Annotated in this window: 18 protein-coding genes; all 18 read right to left on the bottom strand. The window is 61.4% G+C overall.

All coding sequences use genetic code 11. The features are described 5' to 3' along the window. Positions 1-279 precede the first annotated feature (279 nt). Positions 280-1,635: an IS1380-like element IS1247 family transposase gene (locus NBE95_RS13650; protein WP_078527637.1), complete on the bottom strand. Its 1,356-nt coding sequence runs from the start codon at positions 1,633-1,635 to the stop codon at positions 280-282. A gap of 54 nt (positions 1,636-1,689) precedes the next feature. Next, positions 1,690-1,986 carry a hypothetical protein gene (locus NBE95_RS13645; RefSeq protein ID WP_289895909.1) on the bottom strand — a complete coding sequence of 99 codons (297 nt, stop codon included), beginning with the start codon at positions 1,984-1,986 and terminating at the stop codon, positions 1,690-1,692. Positions 1,987-2,105: 119 nt separating this feature from the next. After that, on the bottom strand, positions 2,106-5,486 hold the full coding sequence (locus NBE95_RS13640; protein WP_289895908.1) for an ATP-binding protein: 3,381 nt from the start codon (positions 5,484-5,486) through the stop codon (positions 2,106-2,108). A 388-nt stretch (positions 5,487-5,874) separates the two neighbouring features. Continuing rightward, complete coding sequence (locus NBE95_RS13635; protein ID WP_058096994.1) at positions 5,875-6,843, bottom strand: IS110 family transposase; 969 nt, start codon at positions 6,841-6,843, stop codon at positions 5,875-5,877. Positions 6,844-7,015: 172 nt separating this feature from the next. Then, positions 7,016-8,584 carry an AAA family ATPase gene (locus NBE95_RS13630; RefSeq protein WP_185968599.1) on the bottom strand — a complete coding sequence of 523 codons (1,569 nt, stop codon included), beginning with the start codon at positions 8,582-8,584 and terminating at the stop codon, positions 7,016-7,018. Positions 8,585-8,863: 279 nt separating this feature from the next. Further along, entirely contained in the window at positions 8,864-9,307 is a 444-nt protein-coding gene (locus tag NBE95_RS13625) for a CopG family transcriptional regulator (protein WP_058096996.1), read from the bottom strand. A gap of 4 nt (positions 9,308-9,311) precedes the next feature. Further along, positions 9,312-11,297, bottom strand: a complete 1,986-nt coding sequence (locus NBE95_RS13620) for a conjugal transfer protein TraG (RefSeq protein ID WP_088233777.1) — start codon at positions 11,295-11,297, stop codon at positions 9,312-9,314. Between the two features lie 25 nt (positions 11,298-11,322). Continuing rightward, on the bottom strand, positions 11,323-13,077 hold the full coding sequence (locus tag NBE95_RS13615) for a VirD2 family relaxase/mobilization nuclease (RefSeq protein WP_088233776.1): 1,755 nt from the start codon (positions 13,075-13,077) through the stop codon (positions 11,323-11,325). Between the two features lie 243 nt (positions 13,078-13,320). Further along, positions 13,321-14,085, bottom strand: a complete 765-nt coding sequence (locus tag NBE95_RS13610; protein WP_088233775.1) for a lytic transglycosylase domain-containing protein — start codon at positions 14,083-14,085, stop codon at positions 13,321-13,323. 2 nt (positions 14,086-14,087) lie between these two features. Then, positions 14,088-14,423: a DUF736 domain-containing protein gene (locus NBE95_RS13605; protein ID WP_058096765.1), complete on the bottom strand. Its 336-nt coding sequence runs from the start codon at positions 14,421-14,423 to the stop codon at positions 14,088-14,090. Positions 14,424-14,490: 67 nt separating this feature from the next. Further along, the gene (locus NBE95_RS13600) at positions 14,491-15,036 is read right to left on the bottom strand and encodes a S26 family signal peptidase (protein WP_058096764.1); all 546 of its coding nucleotides are present in this window, start codon (positions 15,034-15,036) and stop codon (positions 14,491-14,493) included. Continuing rightward, a complete protein-coding gene (locus tag NBE95_RS13595) occupies positions 15,033-15,518 on the bottom strand; it encodes a DUF2840 domain-containing protein (protein WP_058096763.1) in 486 nt (161 codons plus the stop codon). The genes NBE95_RS13600 and NBE95_RS13595 overlap by 4 nt, the downstream gene beginning before the upstream one ends. Continuing rightward, positions 15,515-15,769: a hypothetical protein gene (locus tag NBE95_RS13590; RefSeq protein WP_058096762.1), complete on the bottom strand. Its 255-nt coding sequence runs from the start codon at positions 15,767-15,769 to the stop codon at positions 15,515-15,517. Before NBE95_RS13590 ends, NBE95_RS13595 begins: the two co-directional genes overlap by 4 nt. After that, positions 15,766-16,509, bottom strand: a complete 744-nt coding sequence (locus tag NBE95_RS13585) for a site-specific DNA-methyltransferase (RefSeq protein WP_058096761.1) — start codon at positions 16,507-16,509, stop codon at positions 15,766-15,768. The genes NBE95_RS13590 and NBE95_RS13585 overlap by 4 nt, the downstream gene beginning before the upstream one ends. Next, positions 16,506-17,159 (bottom strand): ParA family partition ATPase, encoded by a 654-nt coding sequence (gene parA / locus NBE95_RS13580; protein ID WP_058096760.1) that lies wholly within the window; start codon positions 17,157-17,159, stop codon positions 16,506-16,508. Before parA ends, NBE95_RS13585 begins: the two co-directional genes overlap by 4 nt. Continuing rightward, the gene (locus NBE95_RS13575; protein ID WP_088233773.1) at positions 17,156-18,331 is read right to left on the bottom strand and encodes a replication initiator protein A; all 1,176 of its coding nucleotides are present in this window, start codon (positions 18,329-18,331) and stop codon (positions 17,156-17,158) included. The genes parA and NBE95_RS13575 overlap by 4 nt, the downstream gene beginning before the upstream one ends. A gap of 18 nt (positions 18,332-18,349) precedes the next feature. After that, positions 18,350-18,631, bottom strand: coding sequence for a helix-turn-helix domain-containing protein (locus NBE95_RS13570; RefSeq protein ID WP_012092626.1), 282 nt, complete (start codon positions 18,629-18,631; stop codon positions 18,350-18,352). 538 nt (positions 18,632-19,169) lie between these two features. Further along, positions 19,170-20,447 (bottom strand): hypothetical protein, encoded by a 1,278-nt coding sequence (locus tag NBE95_RS13565; RefSeq protein ID WP_058099082.1) that lies wholly within the window; start codon positions 20,445-20,447, stop codon positions 19,170-19,172. Positions 20,448-20,474 lie beyond the last annotated feature (27 nt).

Here is a 20,474-nt window from a genome sequence, read left to right as displayed (position 1 = left end):
TTCTTGTGAGATGAACTAGCAAGCCACTGTCCAGTCGGCTGTCCTTCAAAGGTACGAACCTGCATTCCCCAAGTGGCGTGTCGTTTGAGGTGAAGATCGCCTGTATCCGAGCGCTAGACAAGGATTTTCTGCCGCAAGCGGCACCTGCGGTCGCGCAGACTGCTGGATCTGGACGGATCAGACCGCGAAGCCGCTGTTTCCTTGCCCAGGGGCGGCGTTTTTCAGCGCAGCGGACAGATCTGTCCAGCCGCTTTCGTTCAGTTTGAGCGTGGATCGCGATCATGCGCATAGCGGTGGCGCTCGCAATCGGCGGATAGCGGCGAGGATGGCGCGTACCATCGTGCCGGTGACAGCGACCTCGGCCAGCTGGAAGGTGATGGTGCGGGCGTGACGGACCACACGTGCCCCGATCTTGATCAGCTTCAGTTGCAGGCTGGTCAACGACCAGTCGGCCATGGCCTCGGGCAGCTCGATGCAGTGCAAGAAGGTGGCCAGGTTGTACGCCAGGGCGTGCAGTTGCAGCCGCACCTCATTGTCGCGGAACTTCCGGCACGACAGCCGCGTCCAGCGAAAGGCGTATTTGCCCTCTTTGATGTGCTGCTCGGCGGTGCCGCGCTGGTTGTAGAACCGCACCACCCAGTCCGGCTCCATCGGCAGGTTGGTGACGATGAAGCCGACACGCGGGAACAGTTCGCCCGGATGCCATTCGATCTTGGCGATCACCCGGCGTTCCTTGTCCCAGGACGCCGCCTGATACTCGAATTCCTCGAAGAACCGCTTGACCTTGGTCAGTGACGGCCGCCCGACAGGGCGCGTTAGCCGATGCGCGATCTTGTCCTTGAGGACCGCGTTTGCGGGCAGCCGGATGGCGTAGAAGAACCGCGCTTCTTCCAATCGCTCATAGATCGCCGGGATCGCGTAGGCAGCATCGGCCCGGAAGAACCTGCCACCAAGGTCGCGCTCCGCGTAGCGCGCAATGACGGGGTCGAGAACATCACGCCAGCCATCGGCGCTGTGGACGTTGCCATGGCGCAGGGCGCAGCGTTCCAGCATCCCGAACTGGTTGAACAGAAAGTTGGGGTGATAGCAGCTACAGTCGAAATGGCCATTCCAGGCGGACCCTTCCTGGTCGCCATGGGTCGGGCTGACCGAGCTGTCCATGTCCAGAACGATGTACTTCAGCCCGTTACGGTCATGGAACCGGTCGATCCATTGCCCGTTCAGGTCGGCCAGCGCGGCACGGTTCCCGGCCAGAGCCAGCGTCTCGGTCTCGAACCGTCCCATCTGCGATGCCGAGGCCGCTTGTGCATCGACCGCTCTGCCGCCGACAACTTGGCGCATGACCGGATCGCAGGCGAGACGGTTGGCGTCGTTGACATCCTCGTATCCGGCCAGCCGCCCAAAGACTGATTGCCGGAACAGGCCGTCGAGCCGATGGACCGTGTTCTTGCCAGAGCGAGTATCGCGCAGCGCCGCTGACGCCAAATCGGACAACCCGAGCGCGTCATCAAGCTCGCGCATCACCAGAAGGCCGCCGTCGGAACTGAGCTGCGTGCCGCGAAATTCCAGCCGCACGCGAGGGTCGAAATCCACCCGATCTGCCCGTTGCAAGCCCGCACCCTCTGGGTGATCCATGAAACGCGCCCCTCGCAGCCTTCAACACCATGTTTTATATAGGAAATATAATGGTCAGGACAGCGAAATCAGCGCCTTACTTGGGAAATGTGGGACGAAACGAACGTCATTGGTGCGCACTATGCAATCGATTAGCGGCAAAAACACTGTGTTAATCGGTCTGGGGCGAATTTCTTCTTCGACCCTGGGCTCTGTCCCTGAGGCGATAATGTCTGCCCCGATTCCTGTCGCACGAAAACGGCCAACTCCATTCTCGATCAAGAGTTCTACAAGGCCGGCGCGCATCAAGCGCGACATAGTTGCCGTTAATACCTGTTCGTTGACTGACAACTGACTGCTCAGTTCGCGCATCGAAGACGGTACACGGATGAGTTTCAGAAGGACCGCTTCATGCATGACAGTCCAACGTTGTTGTCGAGCCACAAACGCCCTGAAACGCCACCTAACTGCCGGTAAGAAAACAGTCTGCATTATCCAAATCTTCCCGGCTCTAGAATGCGAACTCCGCCGTTCAATACTTGGTTCCTATCACGCAGCTCGTTCACCAAGTTCCGAACAAACGCCCATTTCGGATTATCTCCTTTTGGGTTTATACCTTTCGAGGCGAGGTCCATGAAGGTCAAGCTACTCACAATAACCAGCTTGTGTTTAGCTCGACTGATCGCAACATTCATCCGGCGACGGTCTCGTAGGAAACCTAGGCCGCCCCCGCCAACGCGGGTATTGTTGCGGACTAGGCTCAGAAGAACGACGTCAGCCTCGCTCCCCTGAAAGGCATCCACGGTCCCTACAAACCCTAAATCCTCTCGAACCGGTCGAAAACCTTCCGGCCCTCCCGTGGTCGGATATTCAATGAGGAGACGTTGGCTGATCAATTCCACCTGGCCTCTATAGGGTGAGAGTATCGCCAACGAAGGTAAGTTCCCATCAATTGCGCGTCCTTCGATGCACTTAACCGCACGAATGACTTCGTCGGCCTCACTTGGATTAGAAAGCGATTTGCCTAGACGTTTCTCGAAATTTTCTGTTCGAGCCGTGCTCTGAAGGCTTGGGAAATCGATGACAACTATCGGTTCTGAAGGAAACTTGCCGCAAACTTTGACAGGTGATTCTCGGGCTTCAGTTAACGTAGCCGTTTTGAGATCTCCACCATAGAAAACATTCGATACGACCTCTGCTATCGCAGGGGCCATTCTACGTTGTTCGGTGAGGGTGACAGAAATCCGTCGGTGTTTAGCGCCCTTTTGTTCGACAGCCTTTTCATCCTCCTCAACCATCGTTCGAAACGGTTCAAGCAGCCGATTTGCTCTACCGATTGTTGCTTGGAAACGCTCATCGTCCTCGAGAAGCGCGCGTAAGAGCGGTAAGATCTGGTCTGTATCGGTCGAAAAATTTAATCTGCCTTCAGCCATACCGAGCAGCTTCTTTGCGACCGTTGGCTCGAAGCGACGAGCTATTTCTTCAGCTTTGTGTGGAGGAAGTTGATTGTGGTCGCCAATCAAGATTTTTCTGGGGGCCAGTGGTAACGCACCCGCCAACTCTGGCCCCAAGGCGCGGGCAGCTTCTTCGACGATCAACCAGTCAAACTCCTCTGCGTCCTCTGCGAAATCACTGATCGTCAAAGAGTTTAATCCTGCGACCACTACGTTCGCAGACTGCAGAATTAGATCCCCAATACGTGAAACTGTTGGGTGGCGTCCGTCTCCAGCCTCTTCCGTGGATTTCAACGTCTCCTGAAGTGACAGTCGGAACTTTCGAAAACTATCAGATTGGAGTGCTTCGCTCTTACATAATCTAGACAGTACGTTCTGAGATTCGTCGTCTAAGTCCGCGAAGCGGTCATCGTCATTTCCAATCCTGATGATTGTGGCATCCTGGGGGATTACCTTTCTAAGCTCGTCTTGAATGTTCTTCAGCGCTTCATGACCTTGAGCGGTAACGAGTATGCGCGCATCCGGTTTGCTTTCTAAAATCTGCTTGATCGCACGGGATACCAGAAATGTCTTCCCTACACCTGGCGGGCCAACCACGTACACGTAAGGTTCTGTCTGAGAGATTAGATCCAAGGCGCGACGTTTGGGTTCATCCAATGCGCTGTCAGGCTCACCTTCTAGCTCGCTCGCAAACCGAGTCCGTCGAGCGAGCCACGGGTCATCAAATCCGACTGTGACATCTGTTCGCCCTTCAAGCAGAAGAATGTTTCTTAAGCGTCTTCGAACTTGACTTTCGGTTCTAATGTCACGTGGAGGTTTAAGAAAAAGTTTGCCCGCCGGGACTTCGTTGCATTCAAAAACATGTAACCGCGCGCCATTCGGAGCGTAATCAGATTGAATGAAGTCGATGTCGATGTCTGCAGAGCCACTCCATCCCAGCTTCGGTGAATTCGACAAACGCCAGGGGGTGTCGTCGGAGCTATCCAACAGATCCTCAAGACGCTCCGAGTCCGGCCGCAAGCCCGCTTGCTCAACCAATGCTTGGTGATCATCATCATCCAGCAACTGAAGGGCTACGCATTGATCGTCAGACGCGTCCTCAACGACAGCCACTGGAAAGGCATCAAGCGTTGAAGCAACTGCTTCAATCACTTCGATAATAAGGAGCGCGTCTAGAACATTTGCTGTTGGCAGTTGGTCTTCGTCTGGAGGCCTCGAAAATTGATCCCATTCTATGGCCGAGGGCCCCAGTTTTCTCGATAAATCAGAGGCTTCTTTCCTATTCGGAACCACAACGATTGGAGAGGCTAGCTCTCTGGGTTCGGCCGCACCTGTACCGCGGCCATCGTTGGGAATAAGCGCCTTTAAGTAGCCCACGCGCCAATCCGCGGCATGCCGAAGTGGTTCCACTACATATCGAAAGGAACTTGTTACAATTTCGCATTGTTTGCGTTGATCGTCTTCAAAGCGAGGAGCAACACGAACGTCAGACTGCAAATCAGCCTGAAGCCACTTGCAATGATCTGAGAAGTTGTCTGGATCAATTCCAGTACCAAGATGCTCGATTAGCGTAGGGCCCAAGGTCGCTGGGTTTGGCATCAGGATCAACTGTCCCTGCCTTCCACTTTCCAAGCGGCGGAGATCCAAAATCACTGTTTCGATTTCCCGTGCCACGGTCTTGGCGTCCAAAGGTTGATTGGGCCGGGGCACCGTCAATAGCCTTAAAACTCTTAACTCTTTGGATGACGTATTCAAAAAGGCCGAGTCCGATTTCTCTAAACCAAGCAAATCCGCCGCAATTATACCAAGCTGGGCCCAATCAGCTCGAAACGAGAATGTTTTGTCCGGACGATGCATCGATCTTGTCGCTCGAGATTGATCGCCCGCATCTAGTCGGACACTCCATTCAAATCCGCCGAGCCTGAAATCTGGCTGATCTCCGTCTTCTGAAAAAATGCAGTCCTGAGACAAATCTCCATGCACGATTGCCTGGTCATGAAGAATTCCCAAAGCGCGCACTAAGCGGGTAATGTTCCGCCAAACAAGGATCCTTTTTCTCCCGATTGGGCTCTCGCGAGAACGTCGCCGCCTTGCTCCTGCCGAGATTGGTTCACCACGAGCTGCCAAAACGAGTGCGAACTCTTCGTCGTCTTCCAACTCTTCCAACACATCGACAATTAGCTCACTCGCATCTCTGTAGCGCATCAACCGACGAACCTGCCGCATTTCGTATCGCCACAGCGACCGCAATTCGTCGTCGATGTCTGTTCCGGTCTTCCGCCACGTTCTTAGTAAACGTTCAGCATGCCCGTTGGATTTATCGTAGACCCTCCATAGGGCACCTCTCAAGGCAGCCTCGTCACCAACCGCAACTGCAGATTCATCAAACTCAAAGCGATCACTTATTGAACTGCTCAATACCAATTTCCCTGCTCTGAACTTCGCCGCACGTCGCCGTTGCAACTATTTCAATCTCATGCATTCGGTTTCCGGTTGCAAGTCAATGGTGATCTGCAACCGCATCCTTACAACAGGACTTCAATAGGACTTCAATTTTCCGATGCGCGCCAAACGGCCACGGACTTCAGCAACTACGAACGAAATTCCCAACTGAACATTTCCACGCCACATGGATGTCCGCTTGTCAGAGTCAGGTTCGGGTGGATGCTAACGCAGCGAAAGTCTGCAGTCCGCCCTTTTGGTGAATCCCGCGCCAGCGAAGTACATGCTCTCGCTGCATCTGCGAACGGCAGCTTCGGTCCGCACAGCGGTTGTTCGTGCGCAGGCGAGCGAAGGTCCGCAATCGCTATGCCGAATGAGTTCGACGCGCAGGCTCCCCAGTCTTGAGCACCGCGTTCAGGATGACGGCGAGCTTCCGCATGATTGCGGTGATGACCACTTTCGCGGGCTTGCCACGCTCTTTCAGGCGGTGCGCGAAAGCTTGCATCGCCGGATCGAGGCGGAGGGCAGTCAATGCCGCCATATAGAGGCTCGACCTGACCTCACGCCTGCCTCCTGAAATGCGGCGGCGTCCTTTCAGCGTCCCTGAATCCTGAGCATGGGGCGCAAGACCGACAATCGAAGCAGCCTCTCCTTTGGTCAGCGACCCCAGCTCTGGAAGATAAGCCAGACAGGCCGCTGCCGTCTTTAGCCCCACGCCGATCACAGACGTCAGCAGGCCCGACTTCTGCCGAAACTCCGGCGTTGCGGCGACCAATGCGGCGATCTGAGTATCGAGCTCCTTGATCTCGTTGCTCATGGCGCGAACATGACGCTTCAGAGAGCGTTCCACATGCTTGATTTGCGGATGCTCCAACCTGTTTTGCTCGATGCGGATCATCTGTGCCAGATCATCGCGCCGCCGCCGCAAGCCACGCAGCTCGACCGTCTCTGGGGCGGGTGGCTGCCATAGCCGCAGATCGACCGACTTGGCGGCGAATAGCGCGAGCATTCGCGCATCCACCGCGTCTGTCTTGGCAGAGAGGCCCAAGAATTTCGCGAAATTCCGTGTCCGCGTGCCATGCGCCCGATGGGCTGAAAGCCCCACCTCGACTGCGCAATTCAGAACATGGCGCTCATATCCACCGGATGCCTCGCAGATCACGAAAGGGTTGCTGCCTTTCGTCTTTGCTTTGAGCAAGCGTCTGATCGCGGGCGCGGTGTTTGGGATGGTGACCTGCCGGTCGTCGGGCAGGCTGTGGACGGTTAGGCTCGCTTTAGAAACCTCAAACGCAATGATATTCGTGCGATGGCCTTCGTGGAAGTTGCTGCTCATATGCTTGTCGTGATCCTTGATTATGCACGGCCGCGAAGGCCCCTCTACCGTTCGGATGGCCTGACAGATGTGACGGGTGGCAAGATATTTTGCGACCGCTCGTCGGGTCATTCCTCGGGGAGGCCCGCCCGTCACCAGTTCCTGGGATGGCCGTCCCAGAAACCGTCTGCCTCTACCTTCCCAGAGTGGAAAGCTGAGACAATGACTCACGCATAATCTCGGGGCTGCCATTGTTCTGGAAATCGATGACGGCGACGCCGTGTTCATCAAGGTCGTAGCCAAGGCCCTTGGCGATGCCATGAACCAGATGGTAATCGGACGGGCCCTCCACGAGAAGCCAGCGGCGTGCGAAGAATATTTCGCCACGGATCCGCCGAGCAAATGTCTCCAGCTGCTCCAGTTCCGCGTCCGAGACGAACTCCTGCGATGCATCGGATGCCTTACGCAGCGCGGCGTGGATGGTCTGTGTGTCAGGGCGTCCGCCGTAGGCGATGAGGAGATCGCGATACTGGTTTTGGGGCAGAGCGCCGGACAGCACGAGTTCGTTGAGACCGCGGTCATAAGTGATGAGGCCGGCGGAGGCTGCGATGATGGCGTCAATCTGGGGAACATGCGGGACGGGCGCGCGGAATTGACGGGGGAGAGCGCTTACAGTTGTGCCGTTGGCCTCGACACGGACGACGCGGATATCGCGGAACGGAACGTGCTGTAGGAAGTACGGCGAATGTGTCGTTACGATCTTCTGGCCTGGGAGCTCAGTGATATGACGCCAAAGGCTGCGGGCCGCCTGAGGATGGAGATGTGTCTCCGGCTCCTCAAGAGCCAGGACAGCTGTGCTTTCGGGCCGGTACAGATCGCTCAGGATCAGCTCAACGAAGGCTTTGAAGAGGAACATGACGGAAAGGCTCTGCACGCCTTGACCGTGCCGCGCCAACGGTAGCCACGGTTTGCCGCCCTCCGTCTGATAGATGACCTCCGCCTTCGAGAGGATATCCCATGTATTGAGGGGCAGCAGCCGCAAGTCCGCCTGGCCTGGGACGTCGGTGGCGGCGACGCGGCTGATATGGGAAAGACCGTTGGCAAGATTGGCCAGAAGCGGATCAGCGTCGAGCAAGCGTCGATTCAGAAGGTCGAAGATCCGCTTTGATTTCTGCTCGAGAGGTTCAGGGATTTGCACCGTCCGGAGCAACTTGCCCCAGAACTGGCTCCTTGAGGAAAACTCGTCCGTGACGTCGCGGAGCGCCTCAAGGTAGAAGACGGGCAGAAACTGGAAGAACTCCTGGAGATTGACGGCGCGAGCGCCGCGCCCGGCGAGTGGGTTCCTTTCGACGTTCAGGAATTCCCATCGTGGCACGAAACTCTCTTCGGCCGCTTCCCATGAGCAGCTGACGCGCATGATTATTGACGCGCGGCCGGTCACTGGATCGAGTTGGATGATGTCTTCGAGTTCGCCGTGGAGGTCCTCGGGCCACTCGTTGGCGACAGCCTCCTGGAACTCGACCTCGATAACGACGGGATCGCCGACTTTTGGATCTGGCCTACCGTCGCACAGATGCACATCATATTCAGTGAATCCGGTTCCGCGCTGTCCCCACCGTCTGGTAAGCGCGATGCGGATCGCTTCCAGTATCGCCGACTTTCCGGCGTTGTTGGTTCCTATAAGGACTGTAACCGCGCCAAACTGAATGTCTGCCTCTTTGATAGAGCGAAAGTTTGATATTTTAAGTCTACTTATTTCCACTGCTGAACATCCCTCCCGCCCTTGGCCAACGATACCGAGCGAACAGCGCTTTGCACAGCTTGAACCGCAAGTATCCGCCGAAGGCCGCCGCCGTGTCTTACTGATTGGGTGGATTTCCGTTCGGCAAGAGTGCGGTGTCCGCTTTCGGACATGTCGCCAGGCAGGATCGACAGCGCTGGAATGTCTACTTTGGGCCGGGTCTTCTTCCGCATCCGTGAGGGGCTGCGCCATACCGCAGTCTGCCTGAATGTCGCTGATGGGCTCGAAATGGTATACCAATCAGTGTGTCCCCGCACCCTGTTCTGATCCGGCCACATCCTCCGAGATTTCCTGCCGGAGCTTCGGCCCCTGCGCGAGGCGCCGGCCGAGTGCGGTGATGAACGCCTCATATCGTTCCGCCGACTTGGCCTTCGCGGCCTTCGCCGCTGGCTCAGGCAGCGCCGGCGTTGTCGTGACCCAGAACCGAATGAACACCGCCAGGCTTTCGACGGCGATGCCGACGTCCCGCTCAAGCCGCGCCATGCGGCGGTCGAGCTGGTCGAGGCGCTTGACGACAACCGCTTCGCGCCGCTCGGCATCGTCCGGCGACAGGAACGACGCGATGGCGGCTTCGGCGATCATGGATTGCGAGCGATCCCGGCGTGCCGCAAAGTCCGCCAGCGCCGAGGTGACATCGGGGTCAAGATAGATCGTGATCTTCGATTTCTTCCTGTGGCGTGTCATGGCGCTACAGCTCCATGCCGTCGTTCGGGTCCATGGCGACCTGCCGGGCAATCCCCTGCACCTGGCGGATCATGCGTCGGTTCCGGGCAACATCTTCTTCCACGTCATCGGAAAGATCGGGCTCGAACTCGTTCTCGATGGGCTTTTTCTTCTCCACCGGCTTCACGCGGCTGAGTTCGGGCTGCAAGCGGCGTTCGGATTCGGTCGGATCTTCATCATCCCTCATGTGGTCCTCGTCATCCTCGGCAGGACCGGGTCGCGCCGGGATCGGCAACGCGGTCCAGTCGTCGGCACGGGTTCCTTCCGGGCGCGTCAGATCAGGCGGGGAAAGAACGCGCTCCTGAAACCGGGCATCCTCAAAGTAGCGCGCCTTCGTCGCCCGGATCGGCGGGATGCCCGCCACCATGACGATCTCCTCATGTGGTGGGAGCTGCATGATCTCGCCCGGCGTGAGCAACTGGCGCGCGGTTTCCGAGCGCGAGACCATGAGATGCCCCAGCCAGGGCGACAGCCGGTGCCCGGCATAGTTCTTCATCGCCTTCATCTCGGTGGCGGTGCCGAGGGCGTCCGACACGCGCTTGGCGGTGCGCTCATCGTTGGTGGCGAAGCTCACGCGGACATGGCAGTTGTCGAGAATCGAGTTGTTCGGCCCATAGGCTTTCTCGATCTGGTTCAGCGACTGCGCGATCAGGAAGCTCTTGAGGCCGTAGCCCGCCATGAAGGCCAGCGCCGTCTCGAAGAAGTCCAGCCGCCCGAGCGCTGGAAACTCGTCGAGCATCAAGAGCAGCCGATGCCTTCCGGCATTCGCTTGCAGATCCTCGGTGAGGCGACGGCCAACCTGATTGAGCAGCAATCGCATCAGGGGTTTGGTGCGGTTGATGTCGGAAGGCGGCACGACGAGGTAGAGCGTGGTCGGCTGATCGCCGGCCACAATATCGCTGATCCGCCAGTCGGAGCGGCGCGTGACCTCGGCCACGACGGGATCGCGATAGAGGCCGAGAAACGACATCGCCGTCGACAACACGCCCGACCGCTCGTTCTCGGACTTGTTGCGCAGCTCGCGCGCCGCACTGGCCACGACCGGATGCGGCCCCGCCTCACCCAGATGCGCGGTTGTCATCATGGCGCGCAGGGTGGAGTCCACCGGACGCTTGGGATCGGACAGGAATCTGGCCACACCTGCCAGCGTCTTGTCAGGCTCGGCATAAAGAACATGAAGGATCGCGCCGACGAGGAGCGAATGGGAGGTCTTTTCCCAATGGTTGCGCTTGTCGAGGCTGCCTTCGGGATCGACGAGGATGTCGGCGATGTTCTGCACGTCCCTCACCTCCCACTCGCCGCGACGCACTTCGAGCAGCGGATTGTAGGCCGAGGATTTCGGGTTGGTCGGATCGAACAGCAGCACGCGACCATGGTGTGAACGAAACCCCGAAGTGAGTTGCCAGTTCTCGCCCTTGATGTCGTGGACAACTGCCGAGCCCGGCCAGGTCAGCAGCGTCGGCACCACCAGGCCGACGCCCTTGCCCGAACGGGTCGGCGCGAAGCACAGCACATGCTCGGGGCCATCATGCCGCAGATACTCGCGGTCATATCGGCCGAGGACTACGCCATCGGGATCGAGCAGGCCGGCGGCCTTCACCTCGGGCTTTGAGGCCCAACGCGCCGAGCCGTAGGTGGCGACGTTCTTCGCCTCGCGCGCCCGCCAGACCGACATGCCGATGGCGACCGCGATGGCGATGAAGCCGCCCGAGGCCGCGATGATGCCGCCCTTCGCGAAGATCGGCGGCGCATAGGCTTCATAGAAATACCACCACCAGAAGATCGCCGGGGGATAATAGATCGGCGTCCCGAGCAGTTCGAACCAGGGCGGGCCGAGTTGCGGCTGATAGCCGAGGCTCCAGGCGACATATTGCGTCGCGCCCCAGGTGGTGGCAAGGATGATGAGGAAGACGGTGGTGATCTGTCCCCAGAGAATTTTGGTGGCGGACATGGGCAGAGATCCTTTCCAGTTGAGGTCAGAGGCCGAGGCTGCGCTTGCGCCCAAAATCCCAATCGATGCCGCCATCGTCGCGGGCCACGCCGGAGACGTGACGGCCGATCTGCTTTTCCAGCGAGGGCGACCAGGGCACGAGCTGGAAGCCGAGACCCCCGTCAGGTCCGGGACCCTCGATCATGGCGAAGCGGCCGGAGGCGAGTGCGAAGCGCTGACGATAGGAACCGGCGACATATTCGCCACTGGCGGCGCGCTCGAAGGACATGCCGGTATCTGCCGCGAGCTTCTCGGCGAGGCTGTCGAGTTCGCGCCTGCGCAGTGTGCTGAGCAGTCGGCGCGCGAAGACAACGCGGCCGCCCTGCCGCTCGGCATAGCCCTCGCCGATCAGATGCTCCGCGCGCTCATCCAGAGCCTGACGGACCTCGGCACCAAAGCCGCTGTCCGATAGGGCGATGGGCTCGCGGGCGATGGCCTGCCGATCGAGCCAGGTCGCACCCGAGGCGCCGATCTGCGCGCCGAGATCGAGATCGGAGCGGACGGCAAGCGCGACACGGCGCGCGCCTTGCGCATCCTCATAAGCGCGCAGCTCGACAATCGAGCCGGGCGGGCTGTCGCCAGCGGCATCCAGATGCGGGAGCCTGATATGATGGCTGCGGCCGTCGGCACCATCGACCACGGCATAGGCGGTCCCCTTCAACTCGTCATCAAGGCCGCGTTCGACCAGACGGCCGATAACCGGAACGTCGAGGCTTTCACCGGCGAGGACATAGCTGGCGGAGCCGCGCTCGATGCCGCGTTCGGTCAGGGCGCGGTGCATGCGCTTGATGATGTCACTACGCTCGCCAAGCTCGCGTAGGACCGCTTCAGCCTCGGGCTTGATGAACCACTGCGACTGGCCGATCTGATCGGCCAGCCCGAGGATTTCAAGGGTGCGCAGCCGACCGACCTTCAGCGTGTGGAACTCGTCCTGCGGGTGATCAGCGAGCGGGGCGAGATCGACGATACCGGATTTGCCAGCGTCGCGGGCAAGCTGCCGGTCGAGTTGTGTCCAGCGTTCCGCCTCGATCTGGGCCTCAAGGCTGCGGCGGATGTCGAGATCGGTGCGCGGCCCCAGATCCAGGGTGATGAGATCGCGCGCCCGGTCCCGCATCCCCTCCTTGATGTAGTCTCGGGAAATCACGAGATCCTGCCCGTCGTCGCGGGTGCCGCGCACGATCAGATGGACATGCGGATGCGCCGTGTTCCAGTGATCGACCGCCACCCAATCGAGGCGCGTGCCGAGATCCTTTTCCATCTGGCCGACAAGATCGTCGGTGAAGGATCGGAGGTCGGACATATCCAGCGCGTCGTCAGGCGAGACGATGAACCGGAAATGATGCCGGTCATCACCGCAGCGCTCCGCGAAAGCGCGACCATCGGCATCCTCCGTTCCCGGCCCGAACAGCCTTGCCTTCTCTCCGTCTCGGGTCACGCCGTCACGGCGCAGGTAATCAAGATGCGCACCAAGCGGCGCCGACGACGCCATGTGGCGAACGACGCGTGCCTTGACGACGGCGCCGCGTGTACGGGAGGTGATGAGGCGGTTGGCCTGTACGCTGGCGCGCTGGCCGCGCCCGAAGCGGGAACGATTGCCGGATGTGACGCGACCGGATCGCGAGACGCCGCCTCCGGCCTTCTTCGCGGCGGCAAGTGCCTGCGCGATGAAGGGCCGGGTTTGCTGCGCACGAGTTGAGCGGATGCGCCCCGGACGGATGCGGAACTCGTGCTCATCGGACATGGCACATCCCCGCACGGTGCAAAACAGAGAATAAAATCAGGAAGATGGACGCGAAGCACACGGTGCGCGATAGCGCCGCACGGTGCGAAACGCGCCAGAAACATGAACAAAAACAACCGCCCGCCTGAGCCGCACCGTGCGCGCTTTTATCCTGCCATCTTTCGGTCGTGGTGCCTGCCGCCACCCTCTGCGCCCTCCATGACACGCCAGCGCCCGATGGGATGCGAATTGCGGTGCCGCTGCTCATGGCCGGTCCCCACCGGCATCGCGGGCGACGAACAGCCCCTCCGACTGCAAGGCGGTGAGTGCGTCCGGTGCCGCCGGGACGAGCGAAGGGGCATCGTCCGGCGTGCGGTCGGGGGACGCGGGATCGGCAGCGGAAGCGCCTATTTCACGCGCGACGAAGAGCGCCGCCTCGCGCCAGTCGGGCGGCGGAGCGACCGTCGAGCCGCTGCCGGAAGGCCGCTCGCCGAGCAGGATCGGCGTCAAAGCAGCGACATAGGCGCGCGTCTCGGCAGGCAGCGGACGAGCCGTCGCGCGGTATTCATCGTAGCGACCGGGACCGGCATTGTAGGCCGCGAGCATCGCGGCGACATTGCCGTAGCGATCCCACATCTCGCGTAGGTAGGCGGTGCCCGCGAGGATGTTGTCGCGCGGCTCGAAGGGGTCGCGGCCGAGAGCATGGCGGATGCGCAGCTCCGCCCAAGTCGAGGGCATGACCTGCATCAGCCCCATCGCCCCGGCGGTGGATATGGCGCGCATATCGCCCGCGCTTTCGACCTGCATCACGGCGATGATCCATGACGGCGGGATGCCGAAACGCTGCGAAGCCTCCTCGATATGCGCGCCGTGCGGATGCGCAGCGACCGTGCGATCCGGCACGGTGGTTTGCGCCAGACCGGACAGCGGGGCGATGGTGGAGACGAACAGGCCGGAAAAAAGAAGGAGGATGATGCGGCGGCGGACACCGCATCTCCCCGAAGCGGGACGAGTGCAGGACGTGACCATGATCACCCCTGTTCGTCGCGCTTCTTCGGACGGGTCCAGTGCAGACCCCACTCGCGGCCATCTTCGTCCGACTGGAACAGCCGGGCGCGGATCGGCTGCTGAAAGACGGGATCGTCGAGAAGGACGGAGACGAACGGTCCTGCGCGCTCGCCAGAATGTTTCCAGCCTGCGCCGACTTCCGGCCCGTCTTCATCCCCAAGCCGAATTCGATAGGCGGGCGCGTTCTCTGACTCGACATCATCGATCGGAACAAAGGTCAGCTCAAGGTCGAGCGAGAGGGTGCGAAGCTGCCCGAAATAGCCGGACGGGGTGCGGGTAAACTGGCCGATCTGTGCCATGGAAGGCTCCTTTCCTATGCGGTAGAGAAGACGCGGGCCGCTCGCACGCCCCGCACTGGACGCGCCGTCACCGCATCGGCGCGCGCCAGACAAAGCGGCCATCGCCGTCTTCGTCGGTGAAAAGCGGGATCGCGTGGCCGATCACCGCGGAGGCGGGGAGCGGGCCGAAATAGCGGCCGTCGAGGCTGTCGCCGACGTCCGGGTTCATCAGGAAAACCTCGCCCTCGGCGATGACGCGGCAGCCCAGCCAGACCGGCAGGTCTCGGCCGAGGCTGTCGTGGTCGCGCGCCTCGCCGAGCGGAACGCCGTTGACGGAGATGGCGCGGCCAGCGCGACATACGCGCTGTCCGGGCAAGCCGAGGACATGCTTCAGAAGCGGCACGTCGCGGGCGACATAGCCGCGCTTGACCATGAACGAAGCGATGGGTTCGGGTGGGATGACGGCGACCAGATCGGGCACCTCGATCCGCTGAGTGGGCGTGACGGTGTAGAAGCCGATGGGCACGCTGGCCGATGCGTTCCAGACCAGCCTTGGCGCGGTCGGAACGAATCCGGTAATGGCGATCCCGAGCGTGGCAGCCGTTGTCGCCATGACATAGCGAAAGCGCGTCATGGGGCGATCTCCCGGCGCCGGAGCCATGCCTGATGGCGCTCGGCGGTGTAGGGTCGCGGCGCTTCGCCCGCGTTCATCCAATGGGCAACGTGCCGCCAGTGATCGGGATCGACCTGGGCGGGATCGACGCCAATGGCCTCGATCCCGTCGACATGGCGGAGGACGGCCTCGACCTTCGGCCAGCCTTCGATCTTCAGCAGGATTTCGCCGCCCGGACGGGCGAAGGGCAGCGTCTGATAGGACTCGCCCGGCGCAACCGCGCGCAGGATGTCGAGGCGCGAAATGATCGTGCCGTGGTCGTTCGCCGCCCAGCGGACGAACGCGAACACCGCGCCAGGACCGAAAGAGACGATACGGCGGTTGCGGTCGAGGAGCTGCGTTCCCGCCTCATGGCCGAACCTGATCCAGTATTCGGTCCTGCCTTCCACCCAGGTCAGTTCCACGCGGGTCAGATCGTCGTCATGGGCGTCGATGCCGTTCATGGGCGGTCTCCCGATATGTCGGGAAACTCGCGCGCCAGCAGGTCGCGCAGCATGTCGGCGACGGTGATGCCGCGTCTGATCGCGGCGATCTTGATCCGCCCGCGAAGCTCGGGCGTGATGTCAATCGTCAGCCGGGCGGAATGGGCGGTTACGGCGCCATCTCGCGCTGGTCGCGCATCGCCGGCCCTGATCCAGCCTTCGGGATCGGCCGGGCGGGCGGCGAAGCCGCGCTTGTCGGTGCGCGCCGTCATGACGGGCCTCCGTCATGAAACGGCAGCACGGTGGCGATGCGCGCCCGCGCGCGCTCGGCCATGTCGGGGTCGATCTCGCAGCCGATATAGCGCCGGCCGGAAAGCCGGCAGGCTTCCCCGGCCGCGCCGGAACCGGCGAACCAGTCGCCGACCAGGCCACCTTCCGGGCAGCTCGTGCGGATCAGAATTTCCAGGAGCGCCGCAGGTTTCTCGGTCGGATGGATGGCGCGGCCATGACAGTTGCGCAGGTAGATGACCGAGCGCATGAGGCGCGGCCCGCCGTCATGGCTGACGTAATGGCCGGCGTCGATCTTGCCGGTATGGGGTGGGCGCCGCTTGCGCCGGACGGTGCGGGCTGTTGCGTCGGGCGTGGTCTGGACGTCGTTGTAGATGTCGCGCCATGTCGTCTCGGCGGGATAGAACTGCACCGCCAGTTCATGCACGCGCTTGAAGCGGTCGGCATGAAAGCCGGTGCCGTTCTGCTTCTCCCAAACCACCTCCTGCGCGATCCGCAGGCCCGCATCAGTGAAGCGGTCCGCTGTCGCCATGAAGCTGCGCAGCGAACCGAAGACCCAGAGCGAGCCGGTCGGCGTAAGCGCGGCGCGCGCCAGCCCGACCCAGCCCTCGACACGCCGATCCCAGGCGAGCGAGGTGCCGCCATAGGGCGGATCAGCGAGGATCATGTCGTAGGGTGCGTGCCAGGGCATCTGTTCGCGGCAATCGCCGGTGAGAATCGTCATGCCGACGCCCTCCCGATGCCCAGCCGTTCGACCTCGGTAGCCAGTGCTGCGATCTCGCGCGCCGCAGGTGATCGGGCGTCGATCTCACTGGCGAGCCGCCCGGTCTGCGCGGCGTCGGCGAAGACGACGCGCTGGCCGATGGCGCTGGCGAGTAGCGGGGGGTCGTGGTCCGCCAGCGTCTCGGCCGTTTCGCGGGCAATGACGGTGCGCGAGCCGCAGCGGTTGAGCACGAAGCGCGCGACGAGCTGCGGGCGATAGATGCTCGCTTCCGTCAGGAGGGCGAGCATCTCGGCCGAGGCCCAGCCGTCGAACGGCGATGGCTGCACCGGGATCAGCACGAGATCGGCGGCGAGCAGCGCCGAGCGCATGAGGCCGGCGACGCGCGGCGGCCCGTCTATGACGATATGATCGACATCGCGGGCAAGCTCTGGCGCCTCACGGTGCAGCGTATCGCGCGCCAGGCCGAGTGTGCCGAAGGCACGGGGCAGGCCCTCACGCGCGCGTTGTTGCGACCAGTCGAGGGCGGAACCTTGCGGATCGGCGTCGATCAGGGTGACGCGCTTGCCACCCTGCGCCAATTCTCCGGCAAGATGCAGCGCCAGCGTCGTCTTCCCGACGCCGCCCTTCTGGTTGAGGAGCGCGATGATCATTCGCACCCCCCCGGCAGATCGAGAGGCAGGCGGGGTGTATCGGCAGATTCAGGAGCCTCGGTTGCGCCTCGATCAGATGCCGGTCGAGGCGGTGTCAGGGCACATGAGGCCCTCTCCTTCGCGGCTCTACCGAGGTTTCTGGCGGTGTCGCGGATGAGGTTTTCCACATCGCGCGCGCGCTCTTCAAAGTTAGACTCTTTGTTAGACTCTAAGTTAAGGGCGCGATTTCCTGAATGGGTTCCGGGTGTTAAGCCCGGTTTCGGTTCCTGATAGCACGAGCCTCCGGTTCCCGATAGCACGATAGTCCGGGTTCCTGATAGCACGAGGCCATCCACAGGTTTTCCACAGGGCGCGACCGGCTCGAAGGCCAGCAGCATCCGCCCGCCAACCTCAGCTTCGAGAAACAGCGAATAGCCCGGCAGAGGCTGGCGCCGGATGATGTCGCGCAGCTCGAAGGCGAAGCGCTTGAACGGCGACAGGCTGCCGGATTTCTGGTGAAGGTGACGGAAATCGAACCGCCAGCCATCGCGCTGGCGGCCGCCGTGCTTGCGCACCAGGCGATAGAGCCAGCGGTCAAGGCCGCCGGTTAGGTCGAAATAGGTCCGGTCGATGGTCAGCACGAGCGCATCGTCGAGGACGGCCTGGTAGAACCAGTCCGGCACGATCATCTCGATGCCATCGGGTCTGCCGCTATGGTCGGTGCGTTCCTGCCATTCGTTGATCCAGGAGAAGCGATGCCGGCGCCCTTCGACCGGCTGGCGGATCGAGGTGGAAATCGTGGTCGATTGCAGCCGGTCGAGCGCCGCCTTCAGGCGCTGATAGTCGCGCAAGCCGGTGCCGCGCCCGACATAGGTGAGAATCTCGTAGGGCGTGGCGGCCATCAGCCGGGAGGTGCGAAGGCCGCTGTCGCGGGCTTCGACGATCTGGCTCGCCGCCCAGATCAGAATATCGGCGTCCCAGATCGTGGCCATGCCGTGATCGGGAACAGCCTCGACCCGGATGGAGACATTGCCGGCGGCGAAGTCGATGGGCGCGATGCGCTTCGACTTGGCGAGGGAGAAGAAGGGATAGGCCATGAGATCCTGCGCGTCTCGTGGCGCGAAATCGCCGGGGAGCGCCCTGAACAGGTCGAGTTGCCCGCGCTCGGAAAGGGATCGACGTCGCACCGTCATGAAGAAAACCGCGAGCGGTCAGCGGGCGTAACGACCAGCCTGCGGGCCGGACGGAAACGCATGACGCTTGGCGGGCAGCACGGAGCCGCGCGGATCGGAGGTGGAGGTCACCGCGCCGCGCTCGGTCCAGGCCTCAAGATCGTCGATGGCATAGACCACACGGCCGCCAAGCTTGCGATAGGCTGGCCCGGTTCCGTAGGTGCGGTGTTTTTCGAGCGTCCGGGCCGAGAGGCTGAGAAAGGTCGCGGCCTCTTTGGTCCGTAGAAAACGCGGCGGCAGGACGACGGGTTCATGTGGCATGATCGGGCCTCCGTGGTGTTGCAAACGGCCACTGCGGATCAGCGGCGGGCAATGACCACGGTGGCGAAGGAAGACCGGCGAGGTGCAGGGCGAAGTTGGGGGGTATCGAAATCGCCCACCATCAGGGGCGAAAGATACCCCCTCCGTATCCGCGACGAGAGCAGCACGGAACTATTCTGAGGGCGATAGCTCGATTTATTCTCCCCCTCACGAACGCCACCGGCATCGAAGTATTCGGGCCGGCGATCCCGAAAAGCCGAAAAGCACACAATTTCAGCTTGCTGTAAGAAATTCACCAACCGGCACAGTCATCAGGTCAGGAGAGTATCGGTCCGGAGAAACCGCTTCCGGACCTCATGGCAGCGGGGTCAGTGTTCAGCCGCCCGAATAGCCCTCGAAAACAACGAAAAAATCCGGCCGCAACCGGATCGGGAGAACGCTTTCGCGAGGGCAAGTGCCGGAGGGGATGCGCCTGATGTTGAATGCTCCCCAAATTAATGCATTGATATATTAAAGCCAAACCCCGCCAGCTCACGCTTCAGATCACGAACACGGGCGCGAAGCCGCCCCCTGGCGTCCTGAAGTTCGTGGTCTGACCTTGATAGAGGCGCGCGGCCACCAGAAGCACCTGGCCATCATATGTATACAGACGCACGTCCATTTTGCGCGTCTGGGGTATCTCGTCGATCCTGATCATGCGCTCGCTGGGGCGGACCAGCGTCTGAGCAACGTATCCGCCCTCCGCGATCTCCGCCCAGACCCCTTTCGTCAGCTTGTCGCCACGATATACCGCCTTGCCGCCATGTCCGCCGGTCGGCTTGAAGAACAGGTCCCTGCGGGATTTCCAAAGTGCGTCAGCGTTGTCAGGACTGACCAGCACGGTGCGTGGAACGGCATCAAGCAGGGCGCGAAGTCTCGGTTCCACGCCCCAGGCCTCCAGCGTCGCGGAATTCGAAAGAAGCGAAAGGTTGCGCTTGTCTGCAAGGAGCGCGTGATTGTGCGGATTCGGCGTCACGACCACCGCGCCATCCCGGTAGGCTTCCTGCAATGCCTTGTGCTCGGGCTGATCGAAGGCGAAATCGGTGACCCGGTTGTAAACGAGGTCGATTGTCTTTCCATCGGCGCTGAGCCGACCATCGTCGTAGCGAAGGTGACTGGCGTCGGCGATGATCGCGTCTACCCCTCGTGCCGCGAAAACTTGCCCCGCGAGCACGAACTCGGGGTAGAGATACTGTTCCGGCGGACTGTCATCGACGATGGCGATGCGTTGTGGCGCGCCCGTTCCCCGCTGCCGAATCCATTCGTTCTGGAACATGCGAAACGCCGCGTCCTCGAACGATGGCAGCGTCGGGGGGATATCCATTTCGGTGCAACACGCGCGCTGCGCCCTCGCAAGAAAGGCATTGAGAAACGCCCCGCCGGCGTTGGTATTGATTTCGATCAAGCGGGGGCCGTCTTCGCCAAGATGGAAGTCGTAGCCCATCAATGCCCCGAGCGGGCCATGATCCGCCCGCGCGATTTCCGGCACCCAAGAGAGGACTGCGGCCTTGTATGCCGCGAGTTGGGCGGTGGTCTCCACAGCCACTGCGATCGCGCGCATCTCATTGACGGCGGTGGCCGAAAGGAACACCGGCACGTGCGAGAACAGATGGGCCTTGGGGCGGATGAACGTCTCGAAGAACGCCGGATCACCGGCCTCGCGCTCCATCGCTTCGCGCAGCGATGGAAGGTCCAGTGTAACGCAGAAGCAGCTCTTGTTGAGCCGCTCCGTGCGGTCATGAACCCGCTTCGATGAACTGGAGCCGGGATTGTTCATCGAGGGAAAACCCGAGGCGGCGCCAAG

Origin of the sequence: Paracoccus sp. TOH, assembly GCF_030388245.1 — a bacterium.
Classification (GTDB): domain Bacteria; phylum Pseudomonadota; class Alphaproteobacteria; order Rhodobacterales; family Rhodobacteraceae; genus Paracoccus; species Paracoccus simplex.
The sequence above is the reverse complement of the archived record's forward strand: the minus strand, read 5'-3'. Positions and strand labels throughout refer to the sequence as shown.

Excerpts from the sequence above, each read along its gene's own strand:
- NBE95_RS13650 (WP_078527637.1), bottom strand. The coding sequence starts at position 1,635 with ATGGATCACCCAGAGGGTGCGGGCTTGCAACGGGCAGATCGGGTGGAT.
- NBE95_RS13645 (WP_289895909.1), bottom strand. The coding sequence starts at position 1,986 with ATGCGCGAACTGAGCAGTCAGTTGTCAGTCAACGAACAGGTATTAACG.
- NBE95_RS13635 (WP_058096994.1), bottom strand. The coding sequence starts at position 6,843 with ATGAGCAGCAACTTCCACGAAGGCCATCGCACGAATATCATTGCGTTT.
- NBE95_RS13625 (WP_058096996.1), bottom strand. The coding sequence starts at position 9,307 with ATGACACGCCACAGGAAGAAATCGAAGATCACGATCTATCTTGACCCC.
- NBE95_RS13620 (WP_088233777.1), bottom strand. The coding sequence starts at position 11,297 with ATGTCCGCCACCAAAATTCTCTGGGGACAGATCACCACCGTCTTCCTC.
- NBE95_RS13615 (WP_088233776.1), bottom strand. The coding sequence starts at position 13,077 with ATGTCCGATGAGCACGAGTTCCGCATCCGTCCGGGGCGCATCCGCTCA.
- NBE95_RS13610 (WP_088233775.1), bottom strand. The coding sequence starts at position 14,085 with ATGGTCACGTCCTGCACTCGTCCCGCTTCGGGGAGATGCGGTGTCCGC.
- NBE95_RS13605 (WP_058096765.1), bottom strand. The coding sequence starts at position 14,423 with ATGGCACAGATCGGCCAGTTTACCCGCACCCCGTCCGGCTATTTCGGG.
- NBE95_RS13600 (WP_058096764.1), bottom strand. The coding sequence starts at position 15,036 with ATGACGCGCTTTCGCTATGTCATGGCGACAACGGCTGCCACGCTCGGG.
- NBE95_RS13595 (WP_058096763.1), bottom strand. The coding sequence starts at position 15,518 with ATGAACGGCATCGACGCCCATGACGACGATCTGACCCGCGTGGAACTG.
- NBE95_RS13590 (WP_058096762.1), bottom strand. The coding sequence starts at position 15,769 with ATGACGGCGCGCACCGACAAGCGCGGCTTCGCCGCCCGCCCGGCCGAT.
- NBE95_RS13585 (WP_058096761.1), bottom strand. The coding sequence starts at position 16,509 with ATGACGATTCTCACCGGCGATTGCCGCGAACAGATGCCCTGGCACGCA.
- parA (WP_058096760.1), bottom strand. The coding sequence starts at position 17,159 with ATGATCATCGCGCTCCTCAACCAGAAGGGCGGCGTCGGGAAGACGACG.
- NBE95_RS13575 (WP_088233773.1), bottom strand. The coding sequence starts at position 18,331 with ATGACGGTGCGACGTCGATCCCTTTCCGAGCGCGGGCAACTCGACCTG.
- NBE95_RS13570 (WP_012092626.1), bottom strand. The coding sequence starts at position 18,631 with ATGCCACATGAACCCGTCGTCCTGCCGCCGCGTTTTCTACGGACCAAA.
- NBE95_RS13565 (WP_058099082.1), bottom strand. The coding sequence starts at position 20,447 with ATGAACAATCCCGGCTCCAGTTCATCGAAGCGGGTTCATGACCGCACG.